Source organism: Pseudomonas sp. UBA6276 (genome assembly GCF_002438365.1).
GTDB lineage: Bacteria > Pseudomonadota > Gammaproteobacteria > Pseudomonadales > Pseudomonadaceae > Aquipseudomonas > Aquipseudomonas coleopterorum.
The window spans coordinates 58,239-78,409 of sequence record NZ_DJUS01000007.1; the positions used below are offsets into that span (position 1 = coordinate 58,239).

At 61.6% G+C, this 20,171-nt stretch carries 20 protein-coding genes and 1 pseudogene; 8 read left to right on the top strand and 13 right to left on the bottom strand.

The genetic code is table 11. The annotated features are described in order from the left end of the window. Positions 1–20: 20 nt before the first annotated feature. From B2V21_RS01320 to B2V21_RS01345, 7 genes and pseudogenes are all read right to left on the bottom strand, one after another. Complete coding sequence (locus B2V21_RS01320) at positions 21–1,145, bottom strand: alkene reductase (protein WP_286915798.1); 1,125 nt, start codon at positions 1,143–1,145, stop codon at positions 21–23. A 63-nt stretch (positions 1,146–1,208) separates the two neighbouring features. After that, a complete protein-coding gene (locus tag B2V21_RS21520; protein WP_269083343.1) occupies positions 1,209–1,793 on the bottom strand; it encodes a methyl-accepting chemotaxis protein in 585 nt (194 codons plus the stop codon). A gap of 3 nt (positions 1,794–1,796) precedes the next feature. Next, positions 1,797–2,474 (bottom strand): annotated as a pseudogene (locus B2V21_RS21525) (PAS domain-containing protein); the annotation flags it as partial. Positions 2,475–2,709: 235 nt separating this feature from the next. After that, positions 2,710–3,273, bottom strand: coding sequence for a TetR/AcrR family transcriptional regulator (locus tag B2V21_RS01330; RefSeq protein ID WP_049859223.1), 564 nt, complete (start codon positions 3,271–3,273; stop codon positions 2,710–2,712). A gap of 130 nt (positions 3,274–3,403) precedes the next feature. Then, positions 3,404–4,105, bottom strand: coding sequence for a glutathione S-transferase family protein (locus tag B2V21_RS01335; RefSeq protein ID WP_286915799.1), 702 nt, complete (start codon positions 4,103–4,105; stop codon positions 3,404–3,406). A gap of 182 nt (positions 4,106–4,287) precedes the next feature. Further along, complete coding sequence (locus B2V21_RS01340) at positions 4,288–4,656, bottom strand: type II toxin-antitoxin system VapC family toxin (protein WP_286915800.1); 369 nt, start codon at positions 4,654–4,656, stop codon at positions 4,288–4,290. Then, the gene (locus B2V21_RS01345; protein WP_286915801.1) at positions 4,650–4,877 is read right to left on the bottom strand and encodes a ribbon-helix-helix protein, CopG family; all 228 of its coding nucleotides are present in this window, start codon (positions 4,875–4,877) and stop codon (positions 4,650–4,652) included. The genes B2V21_RS01340 and B2V21_RS01345 overlap by 7 nt, the downstream gene beginning before the upstream one ends. A 272-nt stretch (positions 4,878–5,149) precedes the next feature. Here B2V21_RS01345 and B2V21_RS01350 point away from each other — a divergent pair, with 272 nt between their 5' ends. Both B2V21_RS01350 and B2V21_RS01355 read left to right on the top strand, forming a co-directional pair. After that, positions 5,150–5,626 carry a (R)-mandelonitrile lyase gene (locus tag B2V21_RS01350; RefSeq protein WP_122741937.1) on the top strand — a complete coding sequence of 159 codons (477 nt, stop codon included), beginning with the start codon at positions 5,150–5,152 and terminating at the stop codon, positions 5,624–5,626. 183 nt (positions 5,627–5,809) lie between these two features. Then, complete coding sequence (locus B2V21_RS01355; RefSeq protein ID WP_286915802.1) at positions 5,810–6,880, top strand: diguanylate cyclase; 1,071 nt, start codon at positions 5,810–5,812, stop codon at positions 6,878–6,880. A 54-nt stretch (positions 6,881–6,934) separates the two neighbouring features. On the opposite strand, the gene B2V21_RS01360 is transcribed toward B2V21_RS01355, so the two are convergent. The 3 genes from B2V21_RS01360 to B2V21_RS01370 form a co-directional block, all read right to left on the bottom strand. Next, the gene (locus B2V21_RS01360) at positions 6,935–7,804 is read right to left on the bottom strand and encodes a shikimate dehydrogenase family protein (RefSeq protein ID WP_286915803.1); all 870 of its coding nucleotides are present in this window, start codon (positions 7,802–7,804) and stop codon (positions 6,935–6,937) included. 54 nt (positions 7,805–7,858) lie between these two features. After that, complete coding sequence (locus B2V21_RS01365) at positions 7,859–9,406, bottom strand: UxaA family hydrolase (RefSeq protein WP_286915804.1); 1,548 nt, start codon at positions 9,404–9,406, stop codon at positions 7,859–7,861. Positions 9,407–9,551: 145 nt separating this feature from the next. After that, positions 9,552–10,511 carry a LysR family transcriptional regulator gene (locus B2V21_RS01370; RefSeq protein ID WP_286915805.1) on the bottom strand — a complete coding sequence of 320 codons (960 nt, stop codon included), beginning with the start codon at positions 10,509–10,511 and terminating at the stop codon, positions 9,552–9,554. Between the two features lie 122 nt (positions 10,512–10,633). On the opposite strand from B2V21_RS01370, the gene B2V21_RS01375 reads away from it, so the two are divergent. From B2V21_RS01375 to B2V21_RS01395, 5 genes are all read left to right on the top strand, one after another. After that, positions 10,634–11,812 carry a fumarylacetoacetate hydrolase family protein gene (locus tag B2V21_RS01375; protein WP_286915806.1) on the top strand — a complete coding sequence of 393 codons (1,179 nt, stop codon included), beginning with the start codon at positions 10,634–10,636 and terminating at the stop codon, positions 11,810–11,812. A 145-nt stretch (positions 11,813–11,957) separates the two neighbouring features. Then, the gene (locus B2V21_RS01380) at positions 11,958–12,764 is read left to right on the top strand and encodes an IclR family transcriptional regulator (RefSeq protein WP_049859231.1); all 807 of its coding nucleotides are present in this window, start codon (positions 11,958–11,960) and stop codon (positions 12,762–12,764) included. Further along, complete coding sequence (locus tag B2V21_RS01385; protein WP_286915807.1) at positions 12,761–13,570, top strand: 2-keto-4-pentenoate hydratase; 810 nt, start codon at positions 12,761–12,763, stop codon at positions 13,568–13,570. The genes B2V21_RS01380 and B2V21_RS01385 overlap by 4 nt, the downstream gene beginning before the upstream one ends. Before the next feature lie 3 nt (positions 13,571–13,573). Further along, positions 13,574–14,467 (top strand): fumarylacetoacetate hydrolase family protein, encoded by an 894-nt coding sequence (locus tag B2V21_RS01390; RefSeq protein WP_286915808.1) that lies wholly within the window; start codon positions 13,574–13,576, stop codon positions 14,465–14,467. Between the two features lie 21 nt (positions 14,468–14,488). Beyond that, positions 14,489–15,184 (top strand): DUF4286 family protein, encoded by a 696-nt coding sequence (locus B2V21_RS01395; RefSeq protein ID WP_286915809.1) that lies wholly within the window; start codon positions 14,489–14,491, stop codon positions 15,182–15,184. Between the two features lie 303 nt (positions 15,185–15,487). Here B2V21_RS01395 and dctA read toward each other — a convergent pair whose 3' ends face one another. Further along, positions 15,488–16,789 carry a C4-dicarboxylate transporter DctA gene (gene dctA / locus B2V21_RS01400; RefSeq protein ID WP_049859236.1) on the bottom strand — a complete coding sequence of 434 codons (1,302 nt, stop codon included), beginning with the start codon at positions 16,787–16,789 and terminating at the stop codon, positions 15,488–15,490. 71 nt (positions 16,790–16,860) lie between these two features. After that, positions 16,861–18,216 carry a class-II fumarase/aspartase family protein gene (locus B2V21_RS01405; protein WP_286915810.1) on the bottom strand — a complete coding sequence of 452 codons (1,356 nt, stop codon included), beginning with the start codon at positions 18,214–18,216 and terminating at the stop codon, positions 16,861–16,863. A 115-nt stretch (positions 18,217–18,331) separates the two neighbouring features. Between B2V21_RS01405 and B2V21_RS01410 the strand changes: the two genes are divergently transcribed. Further along, positions 18,332–19,063 (top strand): GntR family transcriptional regulator, encoded by a 732-nt coding sequence (locus B2V21_RS01410; protein ID WP_090362128.1) that lies wholly within the window; start codon positions 18,332–18,334, stop codon positions 19,061–19,063. A 55-nt stretch (positions 19,064–19,118) separates the two neighbouring features. On the opposite strand, the gene B2V21_RS01415 is transcribed toward B2V21_RS01410, so the two are convergent. After that, positions 19,119–20,090 (bottom strand): LLM class oxidoreductase, encoded by a 972-nt coding sequence (locus tag B2V21_RS01415; protein WP_286915811.1) that lies wholly within the window; start codon positions 20,088–20,090, stop codon positions 19,119–19,121. Positions 20,091–20,171 lie beyond the last annotated feature (81 nt).

Consider the following 20,171-nt stretch of genomic DNA (forward strand, 5'->3'; position numbering starts at 1 on the left):
CCCGCCCGGAAGCATTTATTTTAAGGGGTCATGAACGGATAGTCGATGTAACCCCGTTCTCCACCGCCATAAAGCGTTGCGTGGTCGACCGGATTGAGTGGCGCGCCGTGCGCGAAGCGCTTCGGCAAATCCGGGTTGGCGATGAACGTGCGGCCGAATCCGAACAGATCGCCATGACCGTCAGCGAGCACCCGTTCGGCTTTTTCCCGGGTGTAGCAGCCGGAATACATGATCGGATTGTCGAAGGTTTCGCGCAGCGCCCGGCGGAAGCTCACAGGCAACTCCGGAGCGTTGTCCCAGTCGGCTTCGGCAATGGACAGGTAACCGATCCCCAGCGAATTCAACATGGCCGCCGCCTGAACGTAGGTGGCATGAGGATCGCTTTCCACCAGGCCCAGGTAGACACGGGCCTCCTCGGTGGTTTCGAAAAGCGGCGCGAAACGCACGCCGACACGCTCGCGGCCGAACACGGAGATCACCGCTTCGGTCACTTCACGCAGAAAACGCAGACGGTTTTCCAGAGAGCCGCCGTATTCGTCGGTGCGCTGGTTGGTGTGTTCGGACAGGAACTGATTGAGCAGGTAACCGTTGGCCGAATGCAGTTCGACGCCGTCGAAGCCTGCTTCCTTCGCGTTCACGGCGGCCACGCGGTACAACTCCACCAGCGCTTTGACCTCTGCCGTGGACAGTGCGCGAGGCAGGCTGGGGTCTGCCAGCTCGCCCGTTTCGGGGCCGGTCTCGATAAACACTTTCACCGACGTTGCTGCAATGGCGGAGGGCGCGACGGGTGGCTGGTTGTCAGGTTGCAGGCTGTCATGGGACACCCGCCCGACGTGCCAGAGCTGGCAGAAGATCACGCCGCCTTCTTCATGAACGGCGCGGGTCACCTGTTGCCAGCCGGCAATCTGCTCCTGGCTGTAGATGCCAGGCGTCCAGGCATAACCCTGGCCGCGTGGTTCTATCTGCGTGCCTTCGGTGATCATGAACCCGGCGCTGGCGCGCTGCCGGTAATAGGTGCTCATCAAGGCATTGGGGACGTCGCCCGGCTGGCTGCTCCGGGACCGCGTCAGAGGAGGGAGGGCAATGCGGTTCTTGAGCGTCAGGCCACCGAGGGTGAGAGGGCTGAACAAGCTGGCGTCGGTCATGGTGATTCCGTAGGGCTACTGAAAGTGGCCATACATTAACACATTCGAATGTGTTTATGTGAATCAGCCCATCCAGCCAACTGCCGTCTTTGGAATCACCTCCGATTCATCCAGTTTGGACGCGAACATGCTCACCGCCTCCACGGCATCGCTGGTACCGGTGCGGATCTGCAGAATGACCAAGCCGGCCTGTTCCGCCAGCAAGACACCGCGCTGCGCACCTTCGTGGGTGGAGTTGATGCTGGTCACCGCATCCCGGGTCTCGGCCAGAATCTTGCCGATCATCTCGGCGATCTCGCTGGTCGACCGACTGGTGCGCCCCGCCAGTTGCCTGACTTCGTCGGCCACCACGGCAAAGCCGCGACCCTGGTCGCCGGCGCGCGCCGCTTCGATGGCTGCGTTGAGGGCTAGAAGGTTGGTCTGGTCAGCGATGCTGCGAATAGTGTTGACGATCGCCGTGATCTGCTCCGAGCGATCACCCAGTTGGCCCACGAGGCGCGCCGAGGACTCGATATGGTCGGCGATCAGGCGCATTTCCACCGCCGTTTGCTGAATGACTTCGGCGCCCTGCTCGGCGACTTTCTCGGTTTCGGCCGAGATATGGTAGGCGCGCGAAGCACTGCGCGAGTCTTCCTCGAACTTCTCCACGCGCTCGGTGATGTCGCTGGCGAACTTGACGATCTTGGTCAGGGTGCCGTCCGCATCGAAGACGGGGTTGTAGGTCGCTTCGAGCCACAGCGTCCTTCCGTGCTTGCCGATGCGCTTGAACTGACCACTGAAGACTTCTCCGGAGTTGAGTCGTTTCCAGAAGTCAGTGTACTCACTGCTGCCGACCAGATCGGCTTCGCAGAACATTCTGTGATGCTTACCTTTCAGGTCAGTCTGGGCATAGCCCATGGTATTCAGAAAGTTCTGGTTGGCCTGAATGATATTGCCGTTGAGGTCGAACTCGATGACCGCCATCGCTCGATCCAGCGCATTGAGCTTGCTGTTGGCCTCGGCATCCTGCAGCACCTTTTGCGTGACATCCAGTGCGAACTTGACGACCTTGCAGACTTTTCCCTGCTCATCCAGCACCGGACTGTAACTGGCCTCCAGCCACACCTTTCGGCCGTCTGCACCGATCCGCTGGAAGGTGCCGGAAACGAACTCCCCGGCTCGAAGACGGCCCCAGAACTCGTTATACGCCGAGCTGCGAACCAACGCGGTCGGACAAAGATCCGAATGCGCCACGCCGAGAATCTGCTCGGCGCGATAGCCCATGATTCTCAAGAAGTTATCGTTGGCACGAATGACTTTGCCATCCAGACCCAACTCGACGATTGCCATCGAGCGGTCCAGAGCATTCACCAATCCTTGGTGTTTGATGATTTCAGCGTCCTGGGATTGCAACTTACGTTTCAGCGCTGAATTGAACACGTTGTTACCCTCGGATTGGATGTATCCCTCTTCAAGGGGTATCGACCGCTCATCGCAAAGCTCAATCAATGTTTAGTAAATAGTTGGGAAAGCCGATGAGTAACCGCTTTTATTTCCGCAGCGCGGAGTTGAATCGATTGCGGCTTCACGCCGGCAGTGGCCCATAGGCTCGATAGGATTGGATCAGCGTGTCGTACAACGAGATGTCCGCCCGGCTTCGGGCAATGAGTTGGGCACCGGCCACGGCCGAAAAAATGGCCCGTGCCCGCGCGTCGCTGTCGCCCGCGTCGCACACTTGTGCAGCGACCAGCTGACGGCTCAGCCAGGCGATGTTGACCTGGGCAAACGCCTGGATCTCCTCGGCCATGGCAGGGGGAAGATTATCGGTCTCGGCCCCCACGAAGCTGCCCAGGCACAGCCGGTTATCCGCCTCGAGCGAGCGCCGAAAGATCTCCGGGAAGCGTTGCAGTGCCTGCAGAGGGTTCGGGGTTTGCTCGCAGATGACTTCAAGTGCCGCCGCTCCGTCTTCCCAGTACCGTCGAGCCACGGCAATGCCCAGGTCGGCCTTGCTGGGGAAGTGGTAATAGATGCTGGCTGGCTTGATACCCACGGCACTCGCCAAGTCGCGGTAATTCAGGCCGTTGTAGCCCTGTGACTGGGCAATGTTGCGGGCAGCCAGAAGTATGGCCTCGCGGGCATTGATGCTCATTGTCGTGCCTTGTGTACGTCGGACGTGTTCTCGGGGAAGCCGGTCATCTTAAAACAAAAGGGACCGGCATGACTCACACCGCGACCGCCAAGGGTTGGCGGTCGCGGTTATCGATACCCCTTGCGCCACCTCACGCAGCAGGCGAATCCAGCTCCGGGATGCCGCTGCTGCGATCCGCGTAGGCCGCCTTGAAGGCCGGGCGTTGCTGCCAGCGCTGCCAGTAGGCGTCCAGGTGTTCGAAACGCTCGTCGAGCGGGGTGGCGTTGACCGGAAACTTGGAGAAGGCGATGGCAGTGGCCAGGGTGATATCGGCGAACGTCGGCTCGGCACCACCCAGCAGCCATTCACGGCCATCGGCCAGATGACGGTTTACCAGGGCCGCATGGGCCAGCGCTTCTTTGCGGCAATGCTCGCCCCATGCTTCGTTCCTGGTCAGTTCGAGTTTGAACCCCAGCCCGGTGTGCAACACATGGAACGCGGTGACGATGCGATAGAGGATGTGCACCCAGATGCGGTTGTCCCACATGGTGTCCAGACCTTGTTCCAGCGCGCTGTCGCCCATGATCTTGCGGCCTGGATAAGTCTGATCCAGATAACGCGCGATGGCCGCCGTTTCGGCCAGGTAGCTGCCATCGGCCAGTTGCAGCGTCGGCGTTTCGCCCCACGGGTTCATGTTCAGGTGGCGCCAGCCGCGCTGCTGTCCACCCGGAGCCATGTCGTAGATGACCTCGTCGAACTGATCGGCGATGCCTTTCTCGTGCATGAACAACCGCAGCCGTTGCGGATTGGGGAAAGCGGAGGGGGAGGTGAAGAGCTGGGGTTTGGTGGTCATGGGCAGGTCCTGAGGAGAAAATATTCTCGCCTAGCGTATGTTAGGTAGGCGCAACATAGCCTTTCGCATATTGGCCGTCAATAGACTACCTAACAGTTGTTAGTCTGTGCCGCTGCCTTAAGCCTCAGTCCCGCGTCAGCTCGGCGCCACAGCGGCGCTTCGGCACTGTTTTCCTAAAAACGCTACAGGTGATACGGCACCTGCACGCCTCGTTCTGTCTCGGGAAAATCCTTGGTGTTACGAGTGACCAGGGTGGCCCCCGCCAAGCGCGCGCTGGCCCAAATGATCGCGTCAGGTAACTTGATGCGGCGCTGTTGACGCAGTGTTACAGCGTCATGGGCGATATCGAGGGAGACGGGTACGACTTCGAATAGCTCCATCCACTGGCGTAGCGTCTCGGCCTCCTTGGGGTCAGTTGCGCCTACGAGCACTTCCATATACGTAATCAGGCTGATCATGGGTCTGTGCGCGGCCTGAATCACTTGGCCTGCCATGGGCCTGCCGCATAGGTGATCGATCAGAATATTGGTGTCGAACAGAGACCTCACCATTCGTTGCGTAGCGCCTGCTCATAAGCAAGGCTGTCCAGGTCCCGATCTTTCCAAAGCCCGAAAACATCTGGCGCAGGGTGCTTCAGCTCTTCGCGTTTGGCAGCCACGAAGGTAGCCACAGCCTCCCGGATCAGTGCGGCACGGGACGTCTCGAGAGCCGAAGCCAGATGGTTGAGGTCTTCGATTTGCTTGGGGGTGAGATCGGCTAAAATCCGGCTCATCGGGGAGCTCCTGAGGTGATATCAGCAGTGTATATCAGTCAATGTAATATGGCCGGCGCCGCTTGTCACTTTGCTGAAGGTGGTACGACGTAACCACCTGTTGCGACCGGAGCCTGCAACCTCGCTTATCGATTAATGCGAGCAGACCATGGGCGTCTTCCCGACACATTGATGAGCTCCGCTCACTTATGCATGCAGCTTCCCACGACTAATCGAACGGGCAGGTAACCGGTAGATTGGAAGCCCTCGCACGAACCCCAAAAGGACGCTCGATGAAAACACTCGCGATCGCCGCGCTCTCATTGTCCTTGTCAGCTTTCGAAAGTGAAGGAGCTCAGCCCATGAATATCACCGTCACGCCTGCAGGTTCCCAGCCGTCCGCCGTCGGACCCGCTGAATACTTTACCGGGAAGGTTCGCGTCGATGCGCCGTTCAAAGGCAGCGACGGCGCACGCATCGGCGGCGCCACCGTGACCTTCGATCCGGGTGCGCGGACTGCCTGGCACACTCATCCACTGGGGCAGACGCTGATCGTGACCGCAGGCGCGGGCTACGTGCAGCAGGAGGGTCAGGTCCGGCAATCGATTCGTCCCGGCGACACCGTGTGGATTCCTCCCAAGGTCAAGCACTGGCACGGCGCAACGCCGGATACCGGCATGAGCCACATTGCCATTGCCGAAGCCCTGGACGGCAATGTCGTGGAGTGGTTGGAGCAGGTCACCGACGAGGACTACGGCCAGGCGCAGTGAAGGGGCGGTCCGGCGTTCGTCGCCAACTTGTCTGTGTCTACCGAATGGCTGCTGACTGCATGCCCGGCTTGCGATAAAATCGATGCCAAAGTGCCATCCCGCCTGACCTGAAGTCCTTGGCGGATCACCGGCACTGCCAAGCTCTGATAGGGCACATCGATTGCAGCGCCGGAGAGCCTTGGAATGCCACTCAGTCGTCGTGAGTTGGGAGAAACGTTTGCACGCCGCATCTACGGGCCCCGTTCCATCGGCTGCCTGTTGAGTGCAACGTTCATCGGTACGGTGCTGGGGGTCGACCCCTACACGCCGATGTGGGCGTGGGCTGCGATGCTGACCAACCTCATGGTCTGGCCGACCCTTGCCTACCTGCTCGCACGCAGAGCCGCAGACCCGTTCGCGGTCGAACTGCGCAGCCTCGCGCTGGATGGCTTGTTCGCCGGCGGCTGGGCGGGGCTGATGGCGCTGAACCTGCTGCCATCCGTGCTGCTGCTGTCCATGGTCGCCATGAACGCGATGGCAGCGGGCGGATGGCGCCTGTTGCGGATCACTGTCGGGTTGCAGGGGGTGGGGCTGCTTCTGACCCTGGGCCTGAAGGGCTTCGAGTTGTCGTTGGCGACCAGCGCGCTGCAGCAACTGGCCTGCCTGCCCATGCTGATCATCTATCCGCTGATCGTGGCCCGCGCCAGCTACGCCGTGTCAGTGCAACTGGCGGTGCACAAGAAAGCCTTCAAGCTCATCAGCAAGCTGGACGGCATGACCCGCCTGCTGCATCACGCTTCGTGGATGGAAAAGCTGGTAGAGATCTTTCCTCGATGCCGACGAGGTGAGGTCATCGCGATGGTGGCGTTGATAGACATCGACAACTTCAAGCGCATTAACGACGAGCACGGCCATCTGATGGGCGACGCGATCATCGGCCGCCTGGCCAATCTGCTGCGCTCGGGACTGGGCGCATCGGCTGCCCCCGGGCGCTATGGGGGCGATGAATTCTGTCTGCTGCTGTTCGACATGAGCCTGGGTGAAGCCACTCAGCGGTTGGACGACATCCGCAAGCAGTTTTCCGACTGGGTCGATGCGACCGTGCCCATCGAGGTGACGCTGAGTATCGGCCTGGTGCCGTACTCCCATCAATACGCCAGCGAGCGCGACTGGATCAAGGCCACCGACGAGGCGTTGTACCGCGCCAAGCGCAGTGGCAAGAACCAGCTGTGTGTGCAGTATTCCGAAGCTGGCGGGTCGACAGCGGGCGCATGACGGCGCAAACCGGCATCACTGCTGTCCCGCCGCTGGCCTGAACGAGCACAGCCCTCATAACCTTCGAGTCATGGCCTGATCCGGTCGAGCGTGTTCTGGAGGCAAGCCACCAGGTTCGCCATCCGCGTCCTGATTCAATCCCAGGAAGCGCAGAACCAGGCGTGCCTGGCCGCGATGCAGATGGCCGCCGTCCTGGGTGCTGCAGCCTTTCTCGCGCGCCGCTCGGCAAAGGGGTGTCGAGTGGGGCGAGTTGATGATATCGACGACCAGCATGTCGGGCTCGAGCCGTTCCGGGTCGACGGGCAGGGGGTCGTTTGCGCCCATGCCCAGAGGTGTTGCGTTGATCACGATATGGTGACCGCGCGGGTCGGGTGGGCCCACACGTGTGGCACAGCCCGTTTCTGCCGCCACGGACTCGGCCAGGCTCCGAGCTCGCTGCTCGTCGGCATCGCACACTGTGAGTGACCGGGCGCCCGCGCCTGCGACAGCGAAGGCGATCGCGCGACCGGCGCCGCCTGCGCCCACCAACAGCACGTTCTTGCCCGCAGGCTCGTGACCTTCCTGTTGCATGCCCAGAACACAGCCCAGGCCGTCGAACACTGCACCGATCCAGCGTCCATCGCTTTCGCATCGGACCACGTTGATTGCACCCACCTGGCGAGCCGTTGGGTGAAGCTCGTCGACCAGGGCCAACATGCTTTGCTTGTGTGGCATGGTGACCAGCAGACCTGCGAGGTTGTTCAAGGCTCTGGCGCCGATCACGAAGTTGCTCAAGCCATCGGGCTTTACCTCAAACGGAATGCAGACCGCGTCTTCGCCCTGGTCTATGAACACTGGGTTGAGCAGCTGTGGGGATTTGGCGGCGGCGAGCCGATGGCCGACCAATCCGTAGAGTCGAGTGGAGCCTTTGATGTGTGTGGCCATGATTACCCAATGTCCGGTGATGATAGGCGCGGTGTCGAAAGCGTTGCTGCACACTCAGGTCACGGCATCGATCTGCCACGGCACGAACTCGTTCTGCCCGTACCCGTGTTGCTCGCTCATGCTGCGCTCGCCTGAAGCAATACGCAGCATCGCATCGAATATCGCCGCGCCGCAGGCTTCGATGGTCTGTTTGTCTTCGGCGATCTCGCCGCAATTGATGTCCATGTCCTCGCGCTGTCGAGCCCACAGGGCGCTGTTGGTCGCCAGCTTGATCGAGGGGGCGGGCGCACATCCATAGGCCGATCCGCGGCCCGTGGTAAAGGCGATCAGGTTGGCCCCGCCAGCCACTTGCCCTGTGGCGGACACCGGGTCGTAGCCAGGGGTGTCCATGAACACCAGGCCATGGGCCGTCACGGTTTGCGCGTATTCGTAGACATCGGTCAGGTTGCTCGAGCCGGCCTTCGCCACTGCGCCCAGCGACTTCTCAAGAATGGTGGTCAAGCCGCCTGCCTTGTTGCCCGCCGAGGGGTTGTTGTTCAACTCGGCGCCCATGCGCGCGCAGTAGCGTTCCCACCAGTGGATTCGCGCGATCAGCTTTTCGCCCACCTCGCGGCTGACGGCTCGACGGGTGAGCAGGTGCTCGGCACCGTAGATTTCCGGCGTTTCGGAAAGAATCGCGGTGCCCCCGCAGGCCACCAGCCGATCCACCGCATTGCCCAGCGCGGGATTGGCCGTGATGCCCGAGTAGCCATCCGAACCGCCGCACTGCAGCCCCACGGTGAGGTGCTGCACGCCGACCGGCTCGCGTTGGACCCGATTGGCTTCGCCCAGCAGTGCCTGGACCTGGGCGATCCCCTTGGCAATCGATTTGGACGTGCCGCCGGTATCTTGAATGCTGAATGTGCGCAGGGTGTCACTGCGCGAGAGGCCTTGAGTGCTGAGCAAGGCGTCGATCTGATTGGTCTCGCAGCCCAGGCCGATGACCAGGACTGCTGCGAAGTTGGGATGGGTCGCGTAGCCGGCCAGCGTCCGCCGCAGCAGGCTCAGGCCATCGCCCGAGGCATCGACCGCACAACCGGCCGAGTGGGTCAGTGCCACGACGCCGTCCACGTTCGGATAGCCCTGCAGGGCAGCAGGGTTGATGTCCCTGCGGAAATGGTCGGCGATGGCGCGGGCCACTGTGGCCGAGCAATTCACCGACGTGAGAATGCCGATGTAGTTGCGCGTCGCCACGCGTCCGTCGCGGCGTACGATGCCCATGAAGGTGGGTATCCGGGTTGGCGTCGACGCAGCCCGTACATCGACACCGAATGCGTAATCACGCGAGAACTCACCCATGGCCAGGTTGTGTACATGGACGTGATCGCCGGGTTCGATGGCGGCGATGGCGAAACCGATGATCTGCCCATAGCGCCTCACCGGTTGACCGGCTTCGATACGGCGGCAGGCAACCTTGTGGCCCGGAACGATCGATTGCCGAACGGTGATGCCCTCCTGCTCAATTACTTCGCCTTCCAGCAAGGGCCGTCTGGCGATCAGCACATCGTCCAGGGCATTCAAGCGCAGCACGGGGGCGGCGCCGGTTTTCATGATCAGGTCCATTGCATCCTCACGGGCTGCGGGGTGATGCGCGGTCGCCAGTGCGCGCCGCATTCTTGTGCCGGCACTATAGGATTCGGCGCAAAGGCTGCCCAATGAGAGCTTTCGATTGCTCGATAACTTTGTCTCATGGCAGGGTTCGACGCCCTCATCGATCGCCGGTGGCAGCGCGCCTATGGCTGGCGAACCCGAGCAGCGTATCGATGAAGCTCTGCGTCGGTTCCGATACCTGCTCATCCTTTCGGGTGATGACACCGTAATCCTGGGACTCGACGCTGAAGGGCGTCCTGAGCACTCGCAACTGTCCGCTCTGCACGTGAGACTGGACCATCGACTCCGGCAGCATGGCCAGCATCGGGCCGGACTGGAGCAGCTGCAGGAAGGTTTGCATCGAAATGGTTTCCACCGTATTGGTGGGCGACGCGATGTCGAACAGCCGGAAGGCGCGCTCCATGCGCCTGCGAATGGGGGTATTGAACGGGTACATGACCCATGGCCACTCGCTCAGCGCTTCGCAGGGTACTTGGTCGAGCTGGCAGAGCGGATGGGCATGGTTGGCGACCAGGCAAAACGGCTCGGGCCCCAGCGGGACGAATTCGAACGACTGGCAATCATCGTGGGTGAAGCGCGCGATGATCAGGTCGAGTTTTTTCTGCTCCAGCATCTCCAGCAACTGATTGCTGGTTTGCTCGATCACCTCGATGGCCAGCAGCGGACGTTTGCGTTTGATGCAGGCGATGGCCTCGGGCAGCACGACCGAGGTGGCTGCGAAGATGGTGCCGATCTTCAAGTGGCCATGGCCGCCTTTGCGCAGCTTGTTGACCTGGTCCACGAATGACTCCGTGTCTTCCAGGGTAACGCGTGCGTAGCGGGCGACGAACACGCCCAGTTCGGTCAGTACCAGATTGCGGGTCTGTCGCTCGAACAGTGGAAAACCCAGCGACTCTTCCAGGTCGCGCAGCAGCTTGCTGATGGCCGGCTGGGTGACATTCATGTGTTGCGCAGTGGTGTGCATGTTCCGGGTCTTGGCCAGGCTGTTGACCAGAACCAAGTGCTTGATCTTCAGCCACCGTGTGACGCTAGAAAACGTGATGTGGTCGCTGTGCATGTCGGTGAGCCTCTGCGCGTCGATAACGAAACAGCATTGATGGGTGAGATTGAGTCATTGGGATTTTCGAAGCCCGTCCAGTACTTTCAAGGCTCCGATAGCCGACTGAAATGGAACCTGCGATGGGACTTTTGAAACTGACGCGCCAGAACACACTGCCGGTGGATGGCGTAGCCGGCACATTGATTGGCCGCGCCTGGGTCCCAGGTGCTATCGCAGGACCTTCGCCGATCGTGATTCGACCTGAGGGCGTGTTCGATCTTTCCGACAGCTTTTCCACGATGAGCGACCTGTTGGAGCACCGCTCGCCGGTGTCGGCGGTTCGTCTGACGCCGGGCCGGTACATCGGCACCGTCGAGGCGTTGCTGGCCAATACCGGCAACCATGCCGATCCGAACGAGCCGTCGCTGCTGCCGCCGGCCGATTTCCAGGTGATCAAGGCCGCAGGTGTGACCTTCGCATCCAGCATGATCGAGCGCGTGATCGAGGAGCAGGCGCGAGGTGACGCGGCCAGGGCCGAAAGCGTGAGGCGGCTGGTTCAGGAGGCGATAGGCGACAACTTGCGCGCCATCGAACCCGGCTCGCCTGCGGCGATGCGTCTGAAAGCCGTGCTCATCGAGCAGGGGATGTGGTCGCAGTATCTGGAAGTGGGGATCGGTCCGGATGCGGAGATCTTCACCAAGGCCCCGGTGATGGCTGCAGTCGGCAGTGGCAGCGAAATCGGCATCCATCGCAAATCCGAATGGAACAATCCAGAACCGGAGATCGTGCTCGCGGTGAACAGCCAAGGCGTCGTGCATGGCGTGACCTTGGGCAACGACGTCAACCTGCGGGATTTCGAGGGCCGCAGTGCACTGCTGTTGAGCAAGGCCAAGGACAACAATGCGTCCTGCGCCATCGGTCCTTTCATTCGATTGTTCGACGAGACCTTCAGCCTCGAGGACGTGCGCAACTGTGTGGTCGATCTGCACGTTCAGGGTGAGGACGGATTCACCCTGCAAGGCAGCAGCTCCATGGCGTTGATCAGCCGGGATCCACTGGAACTCGTGGCCCAGACGCTGAACGGTGAACATCAATACCCCGATGGCTTCATGCTGTTTCTGGGCACCCTCTTTGCGCCCACCCAGGATCGTGAAGCCCCGGGCAGCGGCTTCACCCACAAGCAGGGTGACGAGGTGAGCATCGGCAGCGCGCTGCTGGGCACCCTGCGCAACAGGGTGACCTACAGCCATGAAGCGGCGCCATGGACCTATGGCCTGAGGGCACTGATGCATAACCTCGCGGCACGTGGCTTGCTGTAGGCAAGGTCGGATTGTCTGGTACATGCATGGAATATCCGTAGCGGTTTGACTTATCCAACGGGGACTGCATACTGTTGGAACACTGTTCCGTTAATAGCAATGTTGATCAAATCCACTGTGATGTCAAAGATAAGTCGAGAAAAATATGAGAGTCGTCAAAGGTGCCGTCGACCGTTGTCTTGAAGCCATCGAGCTGCTGGCGCGTGAAGCCCGCTGGATGCGTATGTCCGACATCGCTGCCGACCTGGGCCTGGAAAAGGGACCGGCTCACCGCGTGCTTGCGCAGTTGGTCGAACAGGGTTGGGCGGAACAGGACGAGGCAACGTCGCAATATCGCCTGACCCTGAAGCTGGCGCTGCTGGGCCAGCGTTACCTGCACGGCATCGGCTTGCCCGAGCGCGTTCAGCCGATCATCGAGCAGGTTGCCAGGCAGTGCCAGGAACTGGTGCGGCTCACCGTCGTCAGCGAAGGCAGCCTGTCCTGGCTGTCGTCAGCGCAAGGCGCGGCGCCTGGGTTGGTCTATTCGCCCGCCATGGATCACCCGATCAATCTGTACGCGACGGCCAACGGCAAGGCCTGGCTGGCGTCGATGCCCGATGAGCAGGCCGTCGAGCTTGCGCTGCGCAGTGGACTGGGGAGCACCGAGGCGAATCCCGGTCAGGGGCCCAAAGCGCTCAGCACCATCGAATCGCTGCTCAGCGATCTGAAGCTGACACGCGAGCGCGGGTATGGTCTGGTCGTTGAAGAGGCCGAGGCCGGGGTGTGGGCGATCGCGGTGCCGGTCAGGCTCATTCCCGGCGGGTCGGTGGTGGGCACCATGAGCATCGCAGGCCCGGTCATGCGCATGCAGCCGGAGCGCTACGAAGAGCTGCATGCACTGCTCGAAGACGCCGCCCACAAGGTGGGCACGGTGTGGCCGCGGCAGAACGATGTGCACTCGGTGCGTCCATGAACGAGCAGCCTTGCGCCCGCAGTGAAACTGTCCATAGTGAAACAGCAACTGCGCTGGACACCGCAGCCGCTGCCCTGGTCCACGCCCGCCGCGAAGGTATCCGCCTGACAGCGCTGCCGGAGTCTGGCCGGCCCACCAGCCTGGCCGAAGGCTTCGCCATTCAGCAGCGCGTCGGGCCATTGGCCGGCAAGACCGTGGGCGGATGGAAATGTGCATTGCCACCCACCGGCAAGTGGATCGTGGCGCCCCTCTACAGCGACAGCATCGTCAGCGGCGAGCGTTATGAGTTACCCGCCGATACCCAGCAGGCGCGGATCGAGCCGGAGCTTGCCTGCATCCTGACCCGCGATCTGCCGGTAAGAGGCGAACCCTACACCGCCGAACACATCATCGCTGCCATCGGCGATACCCACTTGGCCCTGGAGGTGATCGGCTGCCGATACACCGATCCGCAATCGCTGCCGTTCGAGCAATTGCTGGCCGACGGCCTGTTCAACCACGGATTGGTCCTTGGGCCGCGGACGACGTTGTCCTGTGCAAGGTTGCCAGCCGAACTGGACATTTCAGTGCGCGGTGCCGCCCAGCCAATCGAAATCAACGGGCGACACCCGGACGCCGACCCCATTCTGCCCATCGTCTGGCTGGCCAATTTTCTGTCTGCACAGGGCATAGGCCTGAGGGCAGGCCAGGTGATCATCACCGGATCCTATGCCGGTGTGCTCGATGTACCCGTCAATGAGCCGCTGCACATTCGGTTCGGCCGTGCAGGCTCCATGTCTGTCCATTTCTCAACGCTCAAGGAGTAATACATGCGCTTAGTTCGTTTCGGTTCACCGGGGCAGGAACTACCAGGCATTCTGGATTCGAAGGGAGAGGTCCGCGACCTTTCGGGCATCGTCGATGACATCGATGCATCGGCCCTCAGCCCGGATGTGCTGCAGAAGTTGCGCGGCGTCGACATTGAAAAATTGCCCTCGGTGGCGCCTGGCACTCGCCTGGGTCCCTGCGTGGGCAGTGTGCCGAACCTGATCTGCATCGGCCTGAACTACTCCGATCACGCCGCAGAAACCAACACGCCCATCCCGAGCCAGCCAGTGGTGTTCAACAAGCACACCGGCTCCATCAGCGGTCCCAACGATCCGGTCATCCTGCCGACCGGCGCGGAAAAGCTCGATTGGGAAGTGGAGCTGGCCATCGTCATCGGCACGCCTGCCTGGCAGATCCCGGAGTCGCAGGCGCTGGATCATATCGCCGGTTACTGCCTGGCCAACGATGTGTCGGAACGGGCCTACCAGCTCGAATACGAAGGCCAGTGGGCCAAGGGCAAAAGCGGTTTTTCCTTCGCGCCGCTGGGGCCATGGCTGGTTACCCGTGACGAGATCGCCGACCCACAGACGCTGGACCTTTGGCTGGACGTCAACGGCAAGCGCCTGCAGACCGGCAACACCCGCACGATGATTTTCAGCGTCGCCCACATTGTTGCGTACCTGAGCCGCTTCATGCCGCTGATGCCTGGCGACGTGATCATCACCGGTACGCCACCGGGGGTCGGCCTGGGGCAGAAGCCACCCGTGTTCCTCAAGGCGGGTGACACGATGCGCGTCGGCGGCCAGGGGCTGGGCGAGCAAACTCAGGCGGTTGTGCCTTACGTGGCTGAAATGGGTGCTGCCTGGGTAGCCGGTCGCCATCCGAACGTTGACTGACTACTACCCGAGGAGAACACCATGAGTTTTGCAGGAACAGGTGTGGTCGCGATCTGGCACGATCTTCTGCCCGAAGCGCGGGATGAGTTCTATGAATGGCACAACCGCGAGCACATGCCCGAGCGTGCCGGTATTCCAGGCTTTCTGCGCGGGCGTCGCTACATTGCGCTGAATGCGGGGCCGACCTACTTCAACCTTTACGAGGCAGACAGCGTGCAGGTCCTGGGCGGACAGGACTACTTGTCGCGTCTCAATACGCCGACGCCCTGGACGCAGCAGTCGGTGAAATCCTATCGCAACGTCGCACGCTCGATCTGCGATGTGACGTACACCAGCGGCGTGGGGCAGGGCGCCTATCTACTGACTGTCCGCTTCGACGTTGAACAGGAGCAGCACAAGCCCGTTTCCGATGCGTTGCGTCAACGGGTCCTGGCCCCGCTGGCTGACAGGCAGGGCATCACGGGCGTGCATCTGTGCGTGGCTGACGAGGCGGTCAGCAAGGTCGAAACCGCCGAGAAAAAGGCCCGCGCCGAAGGCACGCAGATTCCGGCCTGGATCGTCATGATCGAAGGCTGTGCTGCCGACTATGTCGAGGCCGCGGGCGATGCCTTCATGGTCGAGCTGCGTCGGTTGCTGGAAGGGCAGTCCAGCACCCCGGAAGCGACCCTTTACCAGTTGGAGTACACCCGCTGCAAAACCCCGAGCGCTGCGGGGTAAAACGTTAGCGCTTTCAGCATGGCCACTTTGATGCTGGACGCTCACCCCCATGACGTGACCACCTCCCTGGACACTGGCACCGCCGATATCGCCTTGGGCCAGCCGACGTAGAAGGCCAGGTAGAACGTCGTTGGTGTATTCGCCCAGCTTGGGCGTCACTTCCCCTGTGGCCGACTGCACCGCGGCTCGGCGCTTGCTCTCGCTGGCTTCGTCCAGGGCCAGAGAGAGCAAGCGCATGGGTGGCCATGGCCTACGGCTGGATAAACCCATGAGCCCTGTTCAGCAAGTCCGACTTGCCGACGCTCAGAGCGCTGCCTGCGGGTTGCGCCCCAATACCCGATGGTACTCCGCCCGCGCGGTGTGCTCGGTAAACTCGCCGGACCACTTCGACACCACCACCGTGGCCACACTGTTGCCTATGGTGTTGCAGGTGGCGATCGCCATGGACATGAACCGGTACACCCCGAACAGCAACGCCAGTCCTTCCACCGGCAGCGAGCCGATGGCGGTGACCGTGGCGGCGAAGACCACGAAGCTGCCACCAGACACCGCCGCGGCACCTTTCGACGTCACCAGCATGATGGCGATAATGCCCAATTGCTGTTCCCAGCTCAGAGGTACGCCATAGGCGTTGGCGATGAACAGCACGCACAGCGACATGTAGATGGAGGTGCCATCCAGGTTGAAGGCATAACCGGTCGGCAGCACCAGTCCCACACTCTGCTTGGAGCAACCGAACTTCTCGAGCTTCTGCAGCAGTCGGGGCAGGGCACTCTCGGAAGAAGCGGTGCCGAGCACGATGAAGACTTCATCCTTGATGTACTTGAGGAAGCGCCACAGGCTGAACCCCGAGATTCGGCAGACGATGCCGAGCACAACGAAGATGAAGAAAGCGATGCAGACGTAGAACATCAGCACCAGGTTGGCGAGGGACATCAGGACCGCTGCGCCGTTGCTGCCTACGGCATAGGCCACCGAGCCGAAGGCACCCAAAGGGGCGAACTTCATGATCAGGTTGATGAACTCGAAGAAGCATTCGGAAATGCGGCTCAGTCCATCTTCGATGACGCTGCGACGTTCAGGCTTGAGCGCCAGCAGGGCAAAGCCGAACAAAACCGAGATGACCAGTACCTGCAGCAACTGCCCACCTGCGAAGGCACCGACGAAGTTGTCGGGGAAGATGCCGTAGATGAAGTCCAGGGTCGAGGCCGGCGCGTGACCTTTGGCGACTGCCGCAGTCGCTGCGGCGGCAGTGGCGCTGCTCGGATGCGCATCGTGCATGCCCGAGCCGATGTTCAGCAGATTGCCCCAGAGCAAGCCAATGGCCAGGGCGATGGTGGAGACGATTTCGAAGTAGATCAGCGCGCGCAGGCCGACCTTGCCGACCCGCTTTATATCACCCGCCGAAGCGATGCCGTGGACCACGGTGAAAAACACCAGAGGGGCAACGGCGGTCTTGATCAACTTGAGGAAGATATCCCCGAGAATCTTGAACTTGGCTGCCAGTTCCGGCGCCAGGAAGCCGAAGGCAATGCCCAGCACCATGGCGGCGATGACCTGGAAGGTCAGGTCCTTATAGAACGGTTTTTTGTTGAGGGTCGTCATGTCTGCAGTCTCGTTGTTGTTATAGGCGAGCAATAGGCAGAAGGGCTCGATCGCGGCGAGCCTTCGAACAATCAGCGTTTGACGCTGCCCTCACGGGCCAGGGCGATATCCACCATCTGCGGTGCCAGGCCCAGATAGTTGGCCGGATCGGTCAGTCGCTTGAGCTCTTCGATATCGAGTTCAGCGGTGGCTTCGCCCTGGGCAAGCAACGCGTCGAGCAGGCTGGTGCCTTCATCGTTGGCGAGGCGGCAGGCGGCATAGACCACGTCGTGCGCAACCTGACGACCCAGCGCCGGCGCTAGGCCCATCATCACGGCTTCGGCCACGATCAGCCCTTGGGTCATGTCGAGGTTCTTGCGCATGCGCTCGGGACGTACTTCCAGACCCGCCAGCATGAACTTGGCCTGGGCCAGCGACGCGGCGCTCAAGGCGAAGGCTTCGGGAATGGCGATCCATTCGGCTTGCCATGGACCGGTGGAGCGTTCGAAGTCCTGAATCATGGCGTCGAGCATCAGCCCGGCCTGCTGACGCACGCCTTTGGCGGCCGCATACATCAGTTCGCAGGAAATGGGATTGCGCTTCTGCGGCATGGTGCTGCTGGCGCCGCGTCCCTTGACGAAAGGTTCGTACGCCTCGCCCAGTTCGCTGGTCATCATCATCATGACGTCCAGTGCGACCTTGCCCAGGGACGCGGTGACCAGGCCGAGGAAATTCAGGGTTTCGGCCAGGCCGTCCCGGGCAACGTGCCAGGTGGCTTGCGGAACGCCGAGGTTCAATTCCGCCATGAGCGCTTCCTGCACCTCAAGACCTTTGTCGCCCAGGGACGCCAGGGTTCCGGCGGCGCCTGCGAATTGGCCGATTTCAACCCGCGGACGCAGTTCGACCAGACGCTCGGCGTGGCGATCGAACATGCTCAACCACACGGCACATTTGTAGCCGAAGGTGATCGGCAGGGCGTGCTGCAGGTGGGTGCGACCGGCCATGGGGGTGTCGCGGTAGCGCCTGGCGAGGTCGGCGAGTAGGCCCCGCACCGCTTTGATATCACGCTCGATCAGCAGCAGCGCGGCGCGGACTTGCAGTACGACGGCGGTGTCCATGATGTCCTGGGTGGTCGCCCCCCAATGGACGTAGCGACCTGCATCGCCGCAGATTTTTGACAGTTGCTCGACCAGCGGGAGAATCGGGTACCCGACGATTTCGGTCTCATGCTGCATGAGTGCCAGGTCGAGGGATGCATAGGTGGCGCTTTCGGCAATGCGTTCGGCGGCCTCGCCGGGAATGACGCCACAGCTTGCCTGCGCGCGCGCCAGTGCCACTTCCACTTCGATATAGCGTTCGATCAGCGCCTGGTCGGAGAACACGGCACGCATTTCCGCTGTGCCGAACATGTCACGAAAGAGAGCGGAATCAAAGACGGTGCTGGACATGAGAAGATCCTGTTATGTTTGTTATTAACCATACATATTAATATGTACGTACATAATAATTGCGCGCGCACTGGTACACTGTCAACTCGTTGATCGCTTGAGACTGATGGAAGGTATGAGCCAGACGCGCTATGAGGTCGTTGCGAAGGACTTGAGGGAAGGGATTTCCAGCGGTCGATTTCCGGTGGGCACCTTGCTGCCCACCGAGCTGGAGCTGTGCGACCTCTATGCGGTGAGTCGGCATACCGTGCGCGCGGCGATTACCCAGCTGCAGAATCAGGGCCTGGTGTCACGCCGCAAGCGAGTCGGCACACGGGTCGAGTCGGCCACACCCATCGGTGGGTACTCGCAGTCGCTGGCCTCGGTATCGGATCTGGTGCACCTGGCCGAAACCCAAGTGCGCAGCATTCAGAACGTCCTCCATTTCGTGGCCGACATCGCGCAGGCCAAGCGCTTGGGCCTTGAGCCTGGGGAGCATTACTTTCGAGTATCCAGCCTGCGCGTCGATCAGGAAAACCCGCGCGCGCCGCTCTGCTGGACCGATGTGTACGCCCAAGATATCTATTCGGAAGTGATCGAACTGGCCAATCAGCATCCCGACGAGCTGATCGCCGCCCTGATCGAACGGCATTTCGGCCGGTACATTGATGTGGTGGATCAGCAGGTACGTGCGGTACTGCTCTCGGTCGAGATTGCCAAAAGCCTCAATGCGGACGTCGGTTCACCCGGCCTGAACATTCTGCGGCAATACCGCGACAAGGACGGGGCGGTAATGGTGGTTTCGGAAACCACCCACCCCCAGGACCGCTTCACTCTGGTGTCACAGATGCGCCGGGACAAGCTCTAGACCATGCTATCCCAGGCGGCCTACAGCACACCGAGGCGAGAGGGACTGATGAACCTTATGCCAGCGAGAACTCGGGAAGCACATGTTCCTGAAGCTCCGCAATCACCTCCAATGCCGGACGTCGAGTCGGCTTGAGGTTCAGGGCGACGTGGTTGATGCCGGCATCGCGTTGCTGCGCGAAGAACTGCTTCAAGGCATGGCGGCCGCCACGCAGGACTCGGCCGGTCTGCAATGGGGCGTCGGCATTGCTGTCCAGATCGAACATCGCACCGTAGCCGAAGGGCACGAAGCCCCGCGCTGCGGTCATTTCGCGCCAGTGCGGCACCACTTCCGGCATGCGTTGGGCGTCGCCGTGCCAGATCCAGGCGTCGACGTGTTCGGCCAGCCACTCCAGGCTCTGCCCGGCGCGACCTATGGCGATGAGCGGGATGCGCGAGGCTGCCGGCTTGGGTACCAGGTCGATGTCCCCGCGCAAATGGCCGAAATGCTCGGTCTTCAGGCGTGGGAATGACACCGAGGTCAACGTCTTGATCAAGGCCACGGCTTCGCGATAGCGCTCGACACGGGTCCCGAAGTCGACGCCGAAGGCCGGGTATTCGGTGGGTCGGTCACCGGAGGCCATGCCGGCCAGAAAGCGTCCGCCCAGCAATTGGTCGGCGGTGGTGATCTGCTTGGCGGTGATCACCGGTTCACGCAGGGGCGTGACGAATCCGGCGGTGCCGATCGCGATGCGCTGGGTGAGGGCGGCCAGCCAGCCGGCGTACACCAGCGGATCGAGGACCTGGCCGGTGTCGCCGAACGAGGGGTCGTAGAACGGCACGTCGCGCAGCCACAGGGCTGCGGCGTCGCTGCGGTCCAGACTCTGCACGATCTCGGCCTGGTCCGACAGGCTCGGGAACGGGCTGTCGGGATAGCCGCAGGCCGGGGCGATGAAGCCGATGCTCAACTGGTCCTGTTGGAAGGTACGGCTGAACGCGTCATGGTCAGCCAGATCGTGCGATCGAGTGTCCTGATTTCGTACATTCATAGTGTCTGTCCAAGATTCAAGAGATGACATCAGTCTAACGGTCAGCCTGACGTCTGTTTCTGACCTTTTGGATCGACACTG

What these genes read in the sequence shown, in the direction of transcription:
- B2V21_RS01320 (WP_286915798.1), bottom strand. Translation starts at nt 1,145, where the DNA reads ATGACCGACGCCAGCTTGTTCAGCCCTCTCACCCTCGGTGGCCTGACG.
- B2V21_RS01330 (WP_049859223.1), bottom strand. Translation starts at nt 3,273, where the DNA reads ATGAGCATCAATGCCCGCGAGGCCATACTTCTGGCTGCCCGCAACATT.
- B2V21_RS01335 (WP_286915799.1), bottom strand. Translation starts at nt 4,105, where the DNA reads ATGACCACCAAACCCCAGCTCTTCACCTCCCCCTCCGCTTTCCCCAAT.
- B2V21_RS01340 (WP_286915800.1), bottom strand. Translation starts at nt 4,656, where the DNA reads ATGGTGAGGTCTCTGTTCGACACCAATATTCTGATCGATCACCTATGC.
- B2V21_RS01345 (WP_286915801.1), bottom strand. Translation starts at nt 4,877, where the DNA reads ATGAGCCGGATTTTAGCCGATCTCACCCCCAAGCAAATCGAAGACCTC.
- B2V21_RS01350 (WP_122741937.1), top strand. Translation starts at nt 5,150, where the DNA reads ATGAAAACACTCGCGATCGCCGCGCTCTCATTGTCCTTGTCAGCTTTC.
- B2V21_RS01355 (WP_286915802.1), top strand. Translation starts at nt 5,810, where the DNA reads ATGCCACTCAGTCGTCGTGAGTTGGGAGAAACGTTTGCACGCCGCATC.
- B2V21_RS01360 (WP_286915803.1), bottom strand. Translation starts at nt 7,804, where the DNA reads ATGGCCACACACATCAAAGGCTCCACTCGACTCTACGGATTGGTCGGC.
- B2V21_RS01365 (WP_286915804.1), bottom strand. Translation starts at nt 9,406, where the DNA reads ATGGACCTGATCATGAAAACCGGCGCCGCCCCCGTGCTGCGCTTGAAT.
- B2V21_RS01370 (WP_286915805.1), bottom strand. Translation starts at nt 10,511, where the DNA reads ATGCACAGCGACCACATCACGTTTTCTAGCGTCACACGGTGGCTGAAG.
- B2V21_RS01375 (WP_286915806.1), top strand. Translation starts at nt 10,634, where the DNA reads ATGGGACTTTTGAAACTGACGCGCCAGAACACACTGCCGGTGGATGGC.
- B2V21_RS01380 (WP_049859231.1), top strand. Translation starts at nt 11,958, where the DNA reads ATGAGAGTCGTCAAAGGTGCCGTCGACCGTTGTCTTGAAGCCATCGAG.
- B2V21_RS01385 (WP_286915807.1), top strand. Translation starts at nt 12,761, where the DNA reads ATGAACGAGCAGCCTTGCGCCCGCAGTGAAACTGTCCATAGTGAAACA.
- B2V21_RS01390 (WP_286915808.1), top strand. Translation starts at nt 13,574, where the DNA reads ATGCGCTTAGTTCGTTTCGGTTCACCGGGGCAGGAACTACCAGGCATT.
- B2V21_RS01395 (WP_286915809.1), top strand. Translation starts at nt 14,489, where the DNA reads ATGAGTTTTGCAGGAACAGGTGTGGTCGCGATCTGGCACGATCTTCTG.
- dctA (WP_049859236.1), bottom strand. Translation starts at nt 16,789, where the DNA reads ATGACGACCCTCAACAAAAAACCGTTCTATAAGGACCTGACCTTCCAG.
- B2V21_RS01405 (WP_286915810.1), bottom strand. Translation starts at nt 18,216, where the DNA reads ATGTCCAGCACCGTCTTTGATTCCGCTCTCTTTCGTGACATGTTCGGC.
- B2V21_RS01410 (WP_090362128.1), top strand. Translation starts at nt 18,332, where the DNA reads ATGAGCCAGACGCGCTATGAGGTCGTTGCGAAGGACTTGAGGGAAGGG.
- B2V21_RS01415 (WP_286915811.1), bottom strand. Translation starts at nt 20,090, where the DNA reads ATGAATGTACGAAATCAGGACACTCGATCGCACGATCTGGCTGACCAT.